This is a genomic window from Kribbella sp. WER1 (assembly GCF_054189145.1).
The window spans coordinates 8,505,717-8,519,712 of sequence record NZ_CM135186.1; the positions used below are offsets into that span (position 1 = coordinate 8,505,717).

Consider the following 13,996-nt stretch of genomic DNA (forward strand, 5'->3'; position numbering starts at 1 on the left):
TCGACGCGCTCCACGACGCCGTCGACTACGGCGTGTTCGGGTACCCGGACGGCCCGTCCGTGAGCTACCTGGACGCGGTCGTCGGCTGGCAGGCGCGCCGGTTCGGGTGGGAGGTGCCGCGCGAGTGGGTGCTGGTGACGGCGGGGATCATCACCACGCTCAAGACCGTCGTACAGGCGTTCTCGGCGCCAGGTGACTCGGTGCTGATCCAGCCACCGGTGTACGCGCACTTCCTTCATCCTCAGCCATCCGCACAACCCGACCGGGAACGTCTGGTCCGAGGACGAACTGCGCACGATGGGGGAGATCTGCGCGCGGCACGGGGTGCTGGTCGTCGCGGACGAGATCCACCAGGACCTGATCATCAACTCGTCGAAGAAGCACGTCCCGTTCGCCTCGCTGGGGCCGGAGTTCGCACGTACACGCACGGCGAGCCGTGGCTGGAGGAATTGCTGACGTACCTGCGCGGCAACCATCGCCGGTTCGCCGACACGGTGAACTCCGCCACGGACAAGCTACGGGTGCTCTCTGCCGACTCGCTGTACCTGACCTGGATGGACTGTCGCGGTCTCGGACTCGACGCCGAGGCGCTCGACAAGTTCATGCTCACGAAGGCCCGGCTCTGGCTCGACGAGGGCCAGAAGTTCGGGGTGGAAGGGCACGGCTACATGCGCGTGAACCTCGGCTGCCCTCGCAGTACCGTCGACGAAGCCATCACCCGCCTGGTCACTGCGGTGGGCTGAGCAGGAGTGCCTGCCGGCGCTGGTGGACTGTCAGATAGCGGAGGCCGTCCGGTCCGGCGGTGAACTGGCGCTGTGAGCGGCGCGGTAGCCAGACGAGAGCGCCGGGCTCCAGGTCGACGGTCGTGAGTTCGGTGGTCAATTTGCCGCTGCCGGCGAGGATGTGGATGAGTACGTCGAGGTCCGGGCCGTTGTGGGCGTCGATGTGCTGCCCTGGTGCCAGCGCGATGACGTTCGAGTCGAGGTCGCGTTGACGGGCCTCGAGCTTCCAGATCGCGCCGGTCCCGTCGTCGGGGACCGTGCTGGTGTCGACCAGTACGCGGGGGAGCGGCGTAGTGGCGAGCTTGGTGATGCGGATCCGCCAGTCGCGGGGCTCCTGGCTGAGGTACTCCCAGCCGTAGCTGCCGGCGTGATCCGCCTCGAACTCGTCGCGCAGATGCCGCGGGTCGTGGTCGTTGACCAGCACGAACGCCGCACCCACGGGCAGCTCGCCGTACCGCGCGAAGATCGCCGGATGCTTGTCAGGCTTCCGCATCTCCCGCACGTCGAGCTCCGGTACCGCTGTCATCTCGAATCCCTCCCTAGAATTTCTACAAGTCCCGGTTGTGTAAACTCTAGAGCATGACGATGCGAGTCGATCCGGGGCGTCGTGCCGACGTGCTGCGGGTGCTGCGGGACGCGGACCGGCCGATGGACCTCCCGGAAATCGCCGCGCGGCTCGGGATCCACGTCAACACCGCGCGCTTCCACCTGGAGACCCTGGTCGGCAACGGGCAGGTCGAGCGGACGACGGGCGGCCGGGGGCGGCCGGGACGTCCGCCGCTGATGTTCCAGGCAGTACGCCGGATGGACCCGACCGGGCCGCGGCACTACCGCGTCCTCGCCGACATCCTCACCGCAAGCCTCGCCACCGACCCCAACCCCACCACCCGAGCAACCGAAGCCGGCCGCCACTGGTCCCGCACCCAGACCCCACCTCGGGCCGACCCGGCCCCGATGCGGGCCCCGACGCCGACCTCGGCTGCGTCGGAGGCGGCTGACGTGGTTGGGGGGCTGACCGGTCTGCTTGAGGAACTGGGATTCGCTCCGGAGCAGCTTCCGGCCGGCGGGCATCCTCGCATCGGCCTGCGGCACTGCCCGTTTCTCGAGCTCGCCGAGGAACGCTCCGACGTCGTCTGCGCGATCCACCTCGGCCTGATGCAGGGCGCCATCGAATCCTGGAATTCCCCCATCTCCGTCGACAGGTTGCAACCTTTCGCCCAGCCGGACCTCTGCATCGTCCACCTGGCGGACACCTCCTCCGGACAGTGACTACCATTCCAGGACGCGAGAGGAGAGCGATGCGACCGTTCCTGGACAAGGCGATGCCGGAGGCGTGGCAGGCGGCGAAGGTCTACGTGGAGGAGATCCGGACGGCGGCGGTCGCGCGGGGACTTACCGTGCCGGAGATCGAGCTGATCAACGTCCGCTGCTCGCAGCTGAACGGGTGCGCGTCGTGTCTCGACCTGCATTCGCGGAAGGCCCGGCAGGCCGGCGTCCCGGCGCAGAAGCTGGACGTGCTCCCGGCCTGGCGCGAGACCGGTCTCTACACGAGCCGGGAGACCGCCGTACTGGCGATCGCCGAGGCGGGCACGGTGCTCCCGCTGAACGACGACCGGCGCGCCGACCTCGAGGCCGCGCAGGTGGTCCTCGGCGTCGACGGGTTCGTCGCGGCCGAGTGGGTGGTGGTGACGATCAACGCGTTCAACCGCATCTCGATCCTGAGCGAGTACCCGGTCCGGGCTCGCGACGCCGACGGAAAGGTGATCCAGTGAGTGCCGATCAGCGTTTCGTAGTACGGAACCGGCCCGAGGAATCCAGGTATGTCCTGATCGACAACGAGTCCGGTGCGGTGATCGGCGAGGAGGACTACGTCGACGTCGACGAGCAGCGGGTGCTCTTCCACACCGGTGTGTCCGACGACTACAGCGGGCAGGGCCTCGCGTCGCAGCTGGTCCGGGCGGTGGTCGATGACATCATCGCCCAGGGGTACTCGATCGTCCCGGTCTGCCCGTACGTCGCTGCCTGGCTCCCGAAGCATCCGGAGTACGGCGAACACGTCGTCAAACCACGCCCGGAACACCTGCGCGCGGTCGCAGCCCGCGAGAAGTAGGCTCGCCGCCATGGGCGGATGGGCCGACGACGACATCGGCGACCAGACCGGGCGGACGGTCGTGGTGACCGGGGCGAACTCGGGGCTGGGGTTGCGGGCGGCGACGGTGCTAGCGGCGTACGCCGGAGGGGTACGAGTCGATCCTGGCGACCAACTATCTGGGCCATGCCGCGTTGACGTGGCTGTTGATGCCCGCCTTGCGCGCGGCCGAGGACGCGCGGGTCGTGACTGTGTCGAGCATCGCGCATCGTGGCAAGGGGTTCGATGTCGAGGATCTGAACTTCGAGCGCCGGCGGTTCCGGATGGCGTATGCGTACTCGCAGTCCAAGCTGGCCGTGCTGATGTTCGCCCTGGAACTGCAGGAACGGCTCGAGGCGGCGGGCTCTCCGGTGATCAGCGTCGCCGCGCACCCCGGCTTCACCGGCACGGAAATGGGCGGCGCGGGCGCCCGCAACCAAGGCCTCGGTGCGGTAGCGCGACCGCTCAACGCGCTGACGAAAGCCCTCTCCCAACCGGTCCCCGAAGGCACGCTCCCGATCCTGTACGCCGCGACCGCGCCCGCCGTCCAGGGCGGCGACTATTACGGCCCCCGGAAGTACGGCGAGTTCTTCATCGGCGTCACCCCGGACCCCGGATGACGGCCGTCCGGCCGTACGAACGGTTCGGCTTCGTGGTGGATCGGGCGAACGACGACAACAGGATCCGCGGCCAGAACCTGCCCAACTGCGACATGCGCCTCGACATCAGCGGCTGATCCGCGGCGGCCGTCCGTCGGACCAGGCGTTGGCCCACGTGGTCGTGAAGTCGAGGCCGGCGATGTGGTCGTCCGGCAGTACGACGGTTGCCGGGGCGAGCTCGGGCTGCGGGGGAGTCTTGCGAAGGTCGGCGACGACCTCGGCGAACCGCTGGCCGGCGGGCTTGGTGTGGTTGTCGATGTCGAGCAGGCCGAGGCCGTACTCGAGCGGAGCGAACCCGCCGTACTCGGGGCGGATGTCGTGCGAGGCCCACCAGGTCACCGCGGTGACGCCGGGGACCGCGAGCGAGTGGCGGAGGAGCCGCTCGGTGGCGTGCTCGACGGTGACGTCGCTGACCCATTCGGGCGCGACGCCGATCTCCTGGATCCAGATGGGCTTCGGCGTCGTCTGGTGCGCGGCCGCGACCTGCGCGAGGTACGCGCCGATCGACCAGGCCAGGTCGTTCTCCTCGCCGAAGTGGCCGATGAAGCCGCTGAAGAACGGCCAGGCGTGGACCGTGGTGAGATCGGGCTCGTTCGCGAGCAGCGCGGGTGTGAAGCCGGTGTGCGACGTGGTCCACGGCTGGTGGTCCGCCCCGAGGACGACCGGCAGTTCGGGCGCCGCGGTGTGCGCGGCGCCGATCAGCGTGCGCGCCCAGTCGTCCAGGTGCTGCGTGGTGACCTGCTCGTGCTCGAAGCCGACCAGCATGTTCGGCTCGTTGCCGAGGTCGATGCCGGCGCCGGCCGGGTGGGCGGCGACCAGTTCGGCGACCGCGCTGATCAGGGTCTTGGCGCCCGATACCGCGAGCGTGTCGGTGAACAGGTTCGCCTTCGGAACCCACGGCGGCCGGAACACCCAGCCGGACAGGAACCCGTTCAGTACGGTCACCCAGACGTCGAGGCCGACATCGTGCGCGCGATCGAGCAGCACCGACAGCCGGTTCATCGCGGTACCCGAGACGGTCGTCGGGAACGGCTGGAACACGGGCCACAGGCACTGGATCCGGACGTGGTCGCACCCGAGCGCGGCGATCGCGGCCAGGTCGTCGGCGATCGAGCGTTCGTCGAAGTCTTGCCAGGCGTTCCACCACTGCTGCCGCGGCACGTAGTTCACGCCGAAGGCCGGGCGGTTCGAGTTGATCATGGGGCTCAGTCTCTCCGATGTTCAGGGACGCCAGGCGAGGACCTGCCCCCGCTGGACAAGCCGGGTCTGCAGGGCGGGGATGTCGACGGCCTGTACGTCGGTCCGCGCGCGAACGGCCTGCACCGCCGCGACGGCCGCGGACTCGGCCAGTACGCAGAAGACCGGCTCCATCCGGGTCGCCGCGTAGCCGATGTGGGTGGCGGACAGGCAGACCGGGACGAGCAGGTTGCCGCAGTCGGCGGGGATGATCGCGCGGTAGGGGACCGGGTACGGCCGGCCGGTGCCGAGGTGGCCGCCGATGAACATGTCGCCCTCGGTGGCCACGCCGAGCTGCCCGGTGGACGGGTCGCGGTGCGGGATCCGGCGTACCGGATAGACGTCGACGCCGAAGAGCGCCAGGCCGACGCTGTCGTCGGGGTCGGTCAGGTTCGCGACGTCGTCGTGGGTGATCGTGTAGACGCCGTCGAGGCGGCGCGACACCCGGATGTACAGCTGCGGCGGCCAGCCGTCGGTCTCGGGGAACATTCCGGCATCCAGCCCGTACGCCGCGGTCTCGGCCCGGAACTCGGCCGGTACGGCGGGATCCGTCGACAGGAAGTGGTGCAGCCCGCGGAGGTAGTCGATGTGCTGCCGCCAGACCCGCGCCCGGCTGTCCCAGTCGCCGTCCTGGTATTCGCGGCTGAGTCCGAGCGGGGCGTTCGTGATCAGGGACGCGCGCTGGTAGTTGTACTCGCCGGAGTTCAGCCAGCCCGGGAAGATCCCGCGCAGCGCGTCGAGGTCGGCGCTGAGGTGCTGCACGTACCGGCGTACCAACTCGTAGTCGGCGGGGGAGTAGCCGTCGGGCGGCGTGATCGGCGTACGGGCGGCGGGGTCGGTGGTCACGTAGAAGCGGAAGTTGTACGCCTGCGCGTAGTCGTCGGCGTCCCCGAGAGCGCGGCCGTGATCGGCGTCGAGGAGGGGGAGCAGTTCGCCGGGCGTGACGTACGGGTCGATCGGCGTCCAGTTGGTGACCGGTTGGACGCCGGCCAGGTCCTCGCCGTACTCGTCCCGCGACTCGCGGCCGGTGCGGTACGGGACTCCGGCGAGCGCCATCAGGTCGCCCTCGTACGACGCGTCGATGAGGACCTCCGCCCGTACGTCGACGTCCGGGACCGCCGCGCCGGCCGGCAGCGGGACGCCCCAGCGGTCGGGCGTCGACGTCTCGAGGTGGACGGCGGTGATCCGATTCCCGTCGCGGGTGACCGAGCGGACGCGGCGCTCGTAGTACACCTCGATCCCGGCGTCCTCGACCCACCGGCGGAAGTTTCGCTGCACGTCCTGCGGGTGCTCGCCGAAACCGAACACGGCGTCCTTCGTCAGACCGCCGACCGCGGCGGGAAGCGGGCAGTCCTGCCGCGGTTTGATTCCCGCGCCGAGCATCCCGCCCAGCCAGCGGCTCGGCTCGATCAGGACGACCGACGCGCCTTCCTGCCGCGCGGCGATCGCGGCGACACAGCCGGCGGCGTTGCCGCCGTACACACAGACATCGACCATGGCATGCACTCTGCCGCTGCACTGATCTTCCATGACATAGCGGATCTGAGCATCCGCATGTACTTTTTTGTCATGCTCACGCTCGACGGGTACCTGCTCGCCGCGCGCCGGGAGCAGTTCAGCCTGGCCGTCGACACGTACGAGACGTGGTGCCTGCTGCTGCCCAGGAGCGGCGCGTTCGCCTTCGAGGTCAGCGGTGTACCGCGGGGGACGGCGACGTTCGGCGACATCGTGATCTGCCCGCCGGGCGGTGACCTGTGGCGCCGGATGCAGACGCCGGCCGCCTTCTTCCATGCACGGTTCAGCACCGAGCTCGAGCCGCCGATCGGCCGGACCCGGCTCCGCGACCTCGACCGCCTCCGCGCGGACCTGACGATGCTCGAAGCCCGCGACGCCCACACAGATCTGATCGCGACCCATGTCGTCACGGACCTCGTCCTGATGGCGGTGCGTGCACACCGCGACGCTCCCGGCGACGAGCTGGTCCGCGCGGCAACGGCGTACCTCCACGACCACTTCACGTCCCCGGACCTCTCGCTGGGCGACCTCGCCGATCTACTCGGTATCAGTCCCGCCCAGCTGTCCCGTCGCTTCAAGGCGGCCCACGGCCTGACCCCTGCCCACTACCTCCGCCGCCTCCGCCTGGGTACGGCCCGCGACCTCCTCGCCGAAACCGACGAAACCCTGCAAACAATCGCCGAGCGCTGCGGCTTCCGAAGCGCGTTCTACCTGAGCCGCGTCTTCAGCAACCACAACGCCCAGTCGCCCTCCCAGTACCGCCCAACGGTCAGGGTGTGAGCAGTCGGCCGCAGTCCCAGTCCTGGAACGCGCCGGCGAGGCATCGCATCTTCGGCCACCAATAGTCACGCGGCGCGCCGCTGTACGCGTCCTGCACGGGCATGAGCAGCCAGTAGACGAGCCCGAACCGGTAGTCGTCGAGCAGTTCGTCGAAGGAGTATCCGCTGACGCCGTACCCGACCAGCCGGGTATGGAACTCGCTCAGCAGGACCTGTTCGCGGTCGCGGCGTTGATCCGGGCTCCAGAAAGTTGCGATCAGGTTCGCCAGGTCGATCGCCCCGATGTCGAAGGACGCGCTCTGCCAGTCGATCAGGTACGCCGGTCCTGACCGTCCCGGGCGCGGGCAGAGGTAGTTGCAGAAGTACGCGTCGCCGTGGACGAGTGTGATCCGATCGGTCACCCGCGGTCGGAGCCAGTTGCTCCAGTGTGTCGCGAGGCGGTCCAAGGTGTTCTCGTACAGCTCGACCGTGTCGCGCGGGAGCCACGAGCGGTTCTCCGCGAGTACGGCGTCCCATGCGGCGCGGCGTCGCCGGGCGTACTGGTCGAAGCCCTCGGTGGACCAGTAGCCCGGAAACGCCTCCGCCTGCGTTGGTCGCCCCCACCAATAGGCCTGCAACCGGGCCAGCGTGTCGACGACGGCGAGCTGGTCCTCGATCGCGGGCATGGTGCTCGGCCGCTGGATGATCTGGGCCCGCGTGACCGGCTCGCGGTGCGTCGTGGAGAGATCTTCCAGCAGCACGTACGGCGCATCACCGTCCGCCGCCGCCGCGATGCAGTGCGGGACGACCGGCGGATGGTCCGGCAAGGTCGCAACCAGGGTGTAGAACCGTGCCTCGTCGACGGCCGCCGCCCTGCTCCAATCGTTGTCAGCGGGCCGCTTCGCGACGAACTGCGCGTCCGGACTGCTCCGGAACGACACCCGGAGCCGGGCCGTCGACGAGTTGAATGCGCCGGTGTCGCGCACCGCCACCGTCCGGACGTCCCGTACGCCGGCGCGATCCAGCAGCTCGTAAACCCAGTCGGCGTCCATCCGCCCAGCGTCGCGCTGCTGCGGCGGCTCCGCAACAGACTTTCCGGCAAGGAGGATGCCGTCGGAAGCTGCTGTCCGTGGTGGTGGTTGCTGGCAGCAAATAACGGGGCTGCTGTGACAGCAGATCTGTTGTGGTACTGCGCCGAGTGGTAGCGTGAAAGCACTGAATGAGGTCGCCCCGGACCCGGCGCCTGTGAACACCGCGCTGGGGGGTCTGATGACCACATGACGACGTCCGCCTACCTGGATCGTCTGGGCCGCTCGGCCACGTTCGACTCGTGGCTGACGACCGAGCTGTCGGAAGCACTCGCCTCGCTCGACACCGAGCTGACGGAACGCTCGCGGTCGCCCGACGGCGGGCCCCGGGTGATCAATATCCGGCTGCAGATCTATCGGCAGCGGCTGCAGCGCGAGCTGGACCAGCGCGCGGCGCGTCACGGCGAGTGACTGAGCCGCTGATGGACGCCGGGGGACTCGGACGAGTCTCCTCTCGTCGTCCGGGTGTGGAGGGCGCCCGGCGGTGAGCCTCCGCCGGCCGCACGAAAATGGCGTAGGTGCGGCCGGCGGAAGCTCGGCCTACCGCTGCGGCTTCGCGGGAAGCGCGAGACTACCGTTCAGTACCTCGGTGGCGACGTCGACGAGACGCCGCCCGTTCCGCCGGGCGTGCTGCCGCAGGACAGTGAACGACTCCTCGAGGCTGACGCCGAGCCGCTCGGCGAGCAGCCCTTTCGCCTGCTCGATCAGCACTCGACTGTCCAGCGCGATCTGCAGCTGGTCGGCGAGCGTGTGGTACTGCGTGGCGTGGTGCCCCTCGACGCCCAGCGCGGCCGTGTTCGCGAGGGCCTGGCCGGCTTCGAGTACGTCGATCCCCAGCGCGCCCGTGGTACTGCGGAACATCGTCAACGTCCCGACGGCCCGTCCGAGGATCAGCAGCGGGAAGGCGTGGACGGCGCGGAGCTCCCGCTGTGACGCGGCGACGGCGTACTGCGGCCACGTATCGCCGGCACCGGCCAGGTCGAGGCAGTCGATCCGGGTAGCGCTGTCGTAGCTGTCGTGCGCGGGTCCTTCCACGATCTGCTGCTCGAGCTGCTGCAGCCGGTCCGTCGGCTCGGAGGACGCCGCGATGTTGTCGAGGGCGCCGTCGCGGTCGGCCAGCATCAGGCCGGACGCGCTGACGCCGGGCAGTTCGGCGCACCGATCCGTGAGCCATCCCAGCGTGCTGCCGAGGTCCGCCTCGGCGACGAATCTGGCGACCAGACCGGACAGCGTGTCGAACGCCTGGTGCTCACCTACCCCCATCGAACCTTCGCCTCCCTATGCGATGTCCAGCCGTAGACGCTTGTCGACGATCCGCCGCGCCACTTCGGTCATGTGGACGTCCTCCGCGAACGCGCGCGCCCTGACCAGCGTGAACGCGTCCTCGACACTGCAGTCGCACTGGGCGGCGACCATCCCGGCGGCCTGATGGACGACAAGCCACTGCTGGGAGGACTCCAGAAGATCCCCGGGCGCGGCCACAATGCCCTCGTCGCCCTCGTCGTGGAACTGGGCGAGACAGACCTCGGTCAGCAGCATCGTGTGCGTGAGCGCGTCGGCCAGCTCTTCGAGATCCGCGGTCCGCGGCTGCGGCGGCTCCGGCCGCGGCGGGTCGAACACCGCGAGCGCACCGACGCACCGCTCCGCCGATCCCAGCGGAACCACGGCGAGTGACCGTACGCCGAGGGCCCTGACGGCGGGCGAGTAATGCGGCCAGCGCCGGCGCAGTGAGTCCTCGGTCGCGACCACCGGCCGCCGGGTCGCGGCCGACTCGTGGATCGGGCCCTCACCCAGTGTGACCTCGAGGTCCTGGGCAGCCGCGGCGAGTGGATCAGAGGCGATCACCGACGCTTCGAGCTGCCGGGAGCTGAGCAGCGTGATCCCGGCGCTGCGGGCGCCGAGCAGTTCGGCGACGGCCGAGATCAGCCGTGGCCGGTCGCCGCTCAGGTCCGCGGCCGAAAACCAGCGGGTGAGTCGCCGGATGTGGGTGTCGTGCAGCCTGGCGGAGATCCGATGCCGCTCTTCGCTGCGGCGGTGGACGATCCCCAGCCGCTCGTGCACGGCGCGCAACCCGTCCGGACCGGTGAGCGCGAGCTGTTCGTGCCGCCGGGCGATCGCGGCAGCACGCTCCGCCCGGGCGCGCTCAAGGTCGGCATGCTCCCGAGCGGGTCCGATCCAGCCGGACAGCCCACTCACCACGTGGCGATTCTAACCCTCTTCCTCGGGTTCCTGGGTGTCCTCCATCAGCAGCACGACGCCCTCGGACTGGCTGTCCAGCGGCGAGCAGATCACCGAGCACTTGATCGTCCGGCCCTTGCGGTTGACCGCGACCAGGTCGACGGGCTCGGTGCGGGCGCCGGAGGTCAGACACCGCTGTACGACCTCGACCAGACCGTCGGTCGGCAGGCCGAAGTCGAGCTGGAAGAACGGCTGCCACTGGACCTCGTCGCCGCGCAGCCCCCAGAGCTCCTCGGCACCGCGGTTCCAGCTGCGGACCCGGAGTTCGCCGTCGAGCACCACGACCCCGGCCGCGACGCTGGCCAGCACGCCCTCGAGGAACGTGCGCGCCTCGTCGAGCTCGGTACTGCGGATCCGGATCTCCTCGTTCATCGTCTCGAGCTCTTCGTTGCCCGACTGGAGTTCCTCGTTGGTGGTTTCGAGTTCCTCGTTGGTCGACTGGAGCTCTTCGTTCGTGGTCTCCAGTTCCTCGATGCTGGACTGGAGTTCCTCGTTGGTGGTCTCGAGTTCCTCGTTGGTCGACTGGAGTTCCTCGTACGCCGTCTCCAGGTCCTCGCGGTTCCGCTTCACCTCGAGCTGCAACCGGGTGAGCGTGGTGGTGTCGACGAACACCACCGACGAGCCGACCACGACGCCGTCGTCGGCGGTCAGCGGCTGCACGATGATGTCGAGGTACTGCACGTCCTCGGCGGACAGCCGGCGCTCGACGCCGTTCACCCGGACCGCGCGACGCTCGGAATGCGCCTGCTCGATCAGCGAGCGGAGTTCGGTGGGCCGGTAGGAGACCTCGAGGTCCCGGAACGGCCGGCCGACGTCCTGGGAGGTGAGTCCGAACTGGGCGCGGGCCTGGCTGTTCAGCTGGAGGATGACGCCGTCCAGGTCGACCGAGATCATCGCGTTCGGCGCTGTCTCGATCACCAGGTCGCGCACCTGCCGCTTGCGGGCGACGTCGCGCAGCTCCACCACGGACGTCGGGTCGAGCCGTAGCGGGACAGTCTGGTGCTGCGGGGCGGCCTTGCCGAGGCGCCGGCGGAAGATCCGCTGGCGCATGCTGACGACGTCGAACCGCTCGCCGTCGGACAGCAGCATCTCCGCCTTGCCGAGGAACAGGTAGCTCTCCTCGCGCAGCGCGAAGTGGAACCGGTCGATGATCTGCTGCTGCGCCTCGACGTTGAAGTACATCAACGTGTTCCGGCAGACCAGTAGGTGCAGGCGCGAGATCGGGGCGTCCCGGGTGATGTCGTGCCGGCCGAAGATCACCCGGCGCCGCAGGTCGGACCGGAAGACGAACCGCGGGCCGCTCTGCTCGAAGTACACCGAGCGGAGCTCCTCCGGGAGCGCCTCGAGCGACTTGGCCGAGTACGCGCCGGTGCGGGCCTCGCGCAGCGCCTCCTCGTCCACGTCGGTGCCGTAGATCTTCACCCGTCGGGCGCACTCCTCGATCCCGAGGGCCTGCGCGAAGATGATCGCCAGCGAGTACGCCTCCTCGCCGCTGGAGCAGCCCGCGCTCCAGACCCGGACGTCCTCCTCCGAGCCGATCGTGCTGAGCAGGTCCGGCAGGATCTCCCGCTGCAGGTACGTCCAGCTCTCGGCGTCACGGAAGAAGCTCGTGACGTTGATCAGGATCGTGTTGAACAGGAAGTCGAACTCGTCGGCGCTGGTCTCCAGCAGATCCCGGTAGTCGAGGAACTCCGCGACGCCGACGTCGTTCATCCGTTTGCGGATCCGGCGGGCCAGCGACGAGCGCTTGTAGCCGGTGAAGTCGAAGCCGCGGGCGTCGCGGATGAACGCCAGCAGCAGCTCCAGGTCGGGATTCAGGCCGTCGTCCTCGGCGCTTGCCATCACGTGCTCCTCGCGTCGGCCAGGGCGACGATCACGTCCGCGATCTCGTCCAGCGGCAGCACGAAGTCCACCGACCCGGTACCGACCGCCGCCTCCGGCATCCCCCTGAACTCCGCCGACTCCGGGTCTTCGGCGATCACTGTGCCACCTCGTGACTTGACCGCACTCACTCCCATCGCCCCGTCGCTCCCCGAACCTGTCAGCACGCAGGCTATCGCGCGCGCACCGTAGGCACCGGCCACCGACTCGAACAGAAGATCCGCCGACGGACGGACGAAGTGCACCAGCTCGCTGTTCGACAACGTCAGCTCGCCGTCCGCCCCGACCAGCAGGTGCCGGTTCGGCGGGGCGACGTAGATGGTGCCGGGTACGGCGCGCTCGCCGGCCCGCGCGAGTTTCACCCGCAGCGGACTGCGGCGGCCGAGCACGTCGGCGATCACGGTCTCGTGGCGCGGGTCGAGGTGCTGCACGACCACGACCGGCACCGGGAACCCGGACGGGATCGCGCCGAGCACCTGGCTGAGCGCGCGGATGCCACCGGCCGACGAGGCGATCGCAACGATGTCGAACCGATCGCCCTGCTGGCCGGACGCGGTACGGCCCAGATCAGGCTGACTCATGATCCGGGCGACTTCTGGTGTACACCCCCTGAGCCTATCGGCCCGGGCGGCGGCCCGACAGCGTCCAAGGAGGCCCTGCGGGAGGGGGACGGAGCGGCACAGCCACTCCGCAGGCGGCAGGGCCTCCGATTTCACGATGAGCCCAGCCGGGCGGAGTGTCAACAGCCGACCTCCGGAGCCGGGGCGCACCGGTATGCGGACGGCGCGGAAGGGAACGCCCGCGGGCCTGATCGGGTCCACCGCGGACGGCGATTTGGTTGCCGGAGGCCCGCACCTGGGCCCTCAGTCGGCAGTCATCGCGGTCGGGATGACGGCGACCGGGCAGTCGGCGTGGTGGAGGACCGTCTGGCTGACGGAACCCAGCAGCATGCCGGCGAAGCCCCCGCGGCCGCGGGAGCCGAGGACGAGCAGGACGGCGTCGGCGGCGAGCCGGAGGAGGTGTTCGGCGGGGTGGCCGGTGATGTGGATGAGTTCGGCGTCGGGCGCGCCTTGGGCGGCGGTGCGGAGTTCGGCTTCGGTGATGCGGTGCAGGTCGGTGCCGGTGGGCTGCGCGGCGACGACCCGGACGAGCAGGTCGTGCCGGCGGGCGTAACCGAGGCCGTACTCCAGGGCGGCCTGGCTGGCGGGCGAACCGTCGTACCCGATCACGACCCGGATGCCGGCCATGCTGCCGAGATCCGGCCGTACGACGACGACCGGGCAGCGGGCGTTCGCCGCGAGGTCGAGGCCGGTGGATCCGACGAGGGCGCCGAGCATCAGGCCGAGTCCGCGGCTGCCGATCACCACGACCGACGCCGTACCGGAGGCTTTCACGAGCGCCGCCGAGGGGGAGCCGTTCTCGATGTGCGACTCGATGGTGATCCTGGGGTCGATGCCGCGGGCCTGGGCGACGGCTTTGGCGATGACGTCGCCGGCGCGGGCGGGGGAGTCGCCCGGGGCCAGGGCGTAGGTCAGGTGGAGTCGGGTGCGTAAGGCGGCGGCCTCGATCGCGCCCCAGCGGACGGCGATCTCGGCCGCCGGCGATCCGTCGACGCCGACGATCACGGGCTTGTGCTTCATCAAAGCTCCTCGGGAGTCGATTCGAGTATCTGCCGGGCAGGCGGGTGGTCGCACCGGTCGATCGGGCCTTG

Annotated in this window: 16 protein-coding genes; 7 read left to right on the forward strand and 9 right to left on the reverse strand. The window is 69.7% G+C overall.

The annotated features are described in order from the left end of the window. Positions 1-32: 32 nt before the first annotated feature. Positions 33-743: an aminotransferase class I/II-fold pyridoxal phosphate-dependent enzyme gene (locus ACXJJ3_RS41290; protein WP_458167524.1), complete on the forward strand. Its 711-nt coding sequence runs from the start codon at positions 33-35 to the stop codon at positions 741-743. Here the strand turns inward: ACXJJ3_RS41290 and ACXJJ3_RS41295 are convergent. After that, a complete protein-coding gene (locus ACXJJ3_RS41295; RefSeq protein WP_458167526.1) occupies positions 727-1,308 on the reverse strand; it encodes a DUF2249 domain-containing protein in 582 nt (193 codons plus the stop codon). The two genes, ACXJJ3_RS41290 and ACXJJ3_RS41295, sit on opposite strands and share 17 nt — an antisense overlap. A gap of 53 nt (positions 1,309-1,361) precedes the next feature. Here ACXJJ3_RS41295 and ACXJJ3_RS41300 point away from each other — a divergent pair, with 53 nt between their 5' ends. The 4 genes from ACXJJ3_RS41300 (at position 1,362) to ACXJJ3_RS41315 (ending at position 3,530) form a co-directional block, all read left to right on the forward strand. After that, a complete protein-coding gene (locus ACXJJ3_RS41300) occupies positions 1,362-2,051 on the forward strand; it encodes a helix-turn-helix transcriptional regulator (RefSeq protein ID WP_458167527.1) in 690 nt (229 codons plus the stop codon). A gap of 29 nt (positions 2,052-2,080) precedes the next feature. Then, positions 2,081-2,554, forward strand: coding sequence for a carboxymuconolactone decarboxylase family protein (locus tag ACXJJ3_RS41305; RefSeq protein WP_458167529.1), 474 nt, complete (start codon positions 2,081-2,083; stop codon positions 2,552-2,554). Continuing rightward, positions 2,551-2,892, forward strand: a complete 342-nt coding sequence (locus tag ACXJJ3_RS41310) for a GNAT family N-acetyltransferase (protein WP_458167531.1) — start codon at positions 2,551-2,553, stop codon at positions 2,890-2,892. Before ACXJJ3_RS41305 ends, ACXJJ3_RS41310 begins: the two co-directional genes overlap by 4 nt. 140 nt (positions 2,893-3,032) lie before the next feature. After that, positions 3,033-3,530: an SDR family NAD(P)-dependent oxidoreductase gene (locus tag ACXJJ3_RS41315; RefSeq protein WP_458172003.1), complete on the forward strand. Its 498-nt coding sequence runs from the start codon at positions 3,033-3,035 to the stop codon at positions 3,528-3,530. A 105-nt stretch (positions 3,531-3,635) separates the two neighbouring features. Here ACXJJ3_RS41315 and ACXJJ3_RS41320 read toward each other — a convergent pair whose 3' ends face one another. Both ACXJJ3_RS41320 and ACXJJ3_RS41325 read right to left on the reverse strand, forming a co-directional pair. After that, a complete protein-coding gene (locus ACXJJ3_RS41320; RefSeq protein WP_458167532.1) occupies positions 3,636-4,769 on the reverse strand; it encodes a glycoside hydrolase 5 family protein in 1,134 nt (377 codons plus the stop codon). A gap of 21 nt (positions 4,770-4,790) precedes the next feature. Then, positions 4,791-6,302 carry an FAD-dependent oxidoreductase gene (locus ACXJJ3_RS41325; protein WP_458167533.1) on the reverse strand — a complete coding sequence of 504 codons (1,512 nt, stop codon included), beginning with the start codon at positions 6,300-6,302 and terminating at the stop codon, positions 4,791-4,793. Positions 6,303-6,374: 72 nt separating this feature from the next. On the opposite strand from ACXJJ3_RS41325, the gene ACXJJ3_RS41330 reads away from it, so the two are divergent. After that, positions 6,375-7,100, forward strand: a complete 726-nt coding sequence (locus tag ACXJJ3_RS41330) for a helix-turn-helix domain-containing protein (protein WP_458167534.1) — start codon at positions 6,375-6,377, stop codon at positions 7,098-7,100. Here the strand turns inward: ACXJJ3_RS41330 and ACXJJ3_RS41335 are convergent. After that, positions 7,090-8,130, reverse strand: a complete 1,041-nt coding sequence (locus tag ACXJJ3_RS41335) for a phosphotransferase family protein (protein ID WP_458167535.1) — start codon at positions 8,128-8,130, stop codon at positions 7,090-7,092. The genes ACXJJ3_RS41330 and ACXJJ3_RS41335 overlap by 11 nt on opposite strands. Positions 8,131-8,355: 225 nt before the next feature. Here ACXJJ3_RS41335 and ACXJJ3_RS41340 point away from each other — a divergent pair, with 225 nt between their 5' ends. Continuing rightward, complete coding sequence (locus ACXJJ3_RS41340; protein WP_458167536.1) at positions 8,356-8,577, forward strand: hypothetical protein; 222 nt, start codon at positions 8,356-8,358, stop codon at positions 8,575-8,577. A 129-nt stretch (positions 8,578-8,706) separates the two neighbouring features. Here the strand turns inward: ACXJJ3_RS41340 and ACXJJ3_RS41345 are convergent, their stop codons facing one another. From ACXJJ3_RS41345 to ACXJJ3_RS41365, 5 genes are all read right to left on the reverse strand, one after another. Continuing rightward, positions 8,707-9,429, reverse strand: coding sequence for a GAF and ANTAR domain-containing protein (locus ACXJJ3_RS41345; RefSeq protein ID WP_458167537.1), 723 nt, complete (start codon positions 9,427-9,429; stop codon positions 8,707-8,709). A gap of 15 nt (positions 9,430-9,444) precedes the next feature. Then, a complete protein-coding gene (locus ACXJJ3_RS41350; RefSeq protein ID WP_458167538.1) occupies positions 9,445-10,365 on the reverse strand; it encodes a GAF and ANTAR domain-containing protein in 921 nt (306 codons plus the stop codon). 9 nt (positions 10,366-10,374) lie between these two features. Further along, complete coding sequence (locus ACXJJ3_RS41355; RefSeq protein ID WP_458167539.1) at positions 10,375-12,246, reverse strand: CheR family methyltransferase; 1,872 nt, start codon at positions 12,244-12,246, stop codon at positions 10,375-10,377. Then, positions 12,246-12,866, reverse strand: coding sequence for a chemotaxis protein CheB (locus tag ACXJJ3_RS41360; RefSeq protein WP_458167540.1), 621 nt, complete (start codon positions 12,864-12,866; stop codon positions 12,246-12,248). The genes ACXJJ3_RS41355 and ACXJJ3_RS41360 overlap by 1 nt, the downstream gene beginning before the upstream one ends. 282 nt (positions 12,867-13,148) lie before the next feature. After that, complete coding sequence (locus ACXJJ3_RS41365) at positions 13,149-13,925, reverse strand: universal stress protein (RefSeq protein WP_458167542.1); 777 nt, start codon at positions 13,923-13,925, stop codon at positions 13,149-13,151. Between the last annotated feature and the right edge of the window lie 71 nt (positions 13,926-13,996).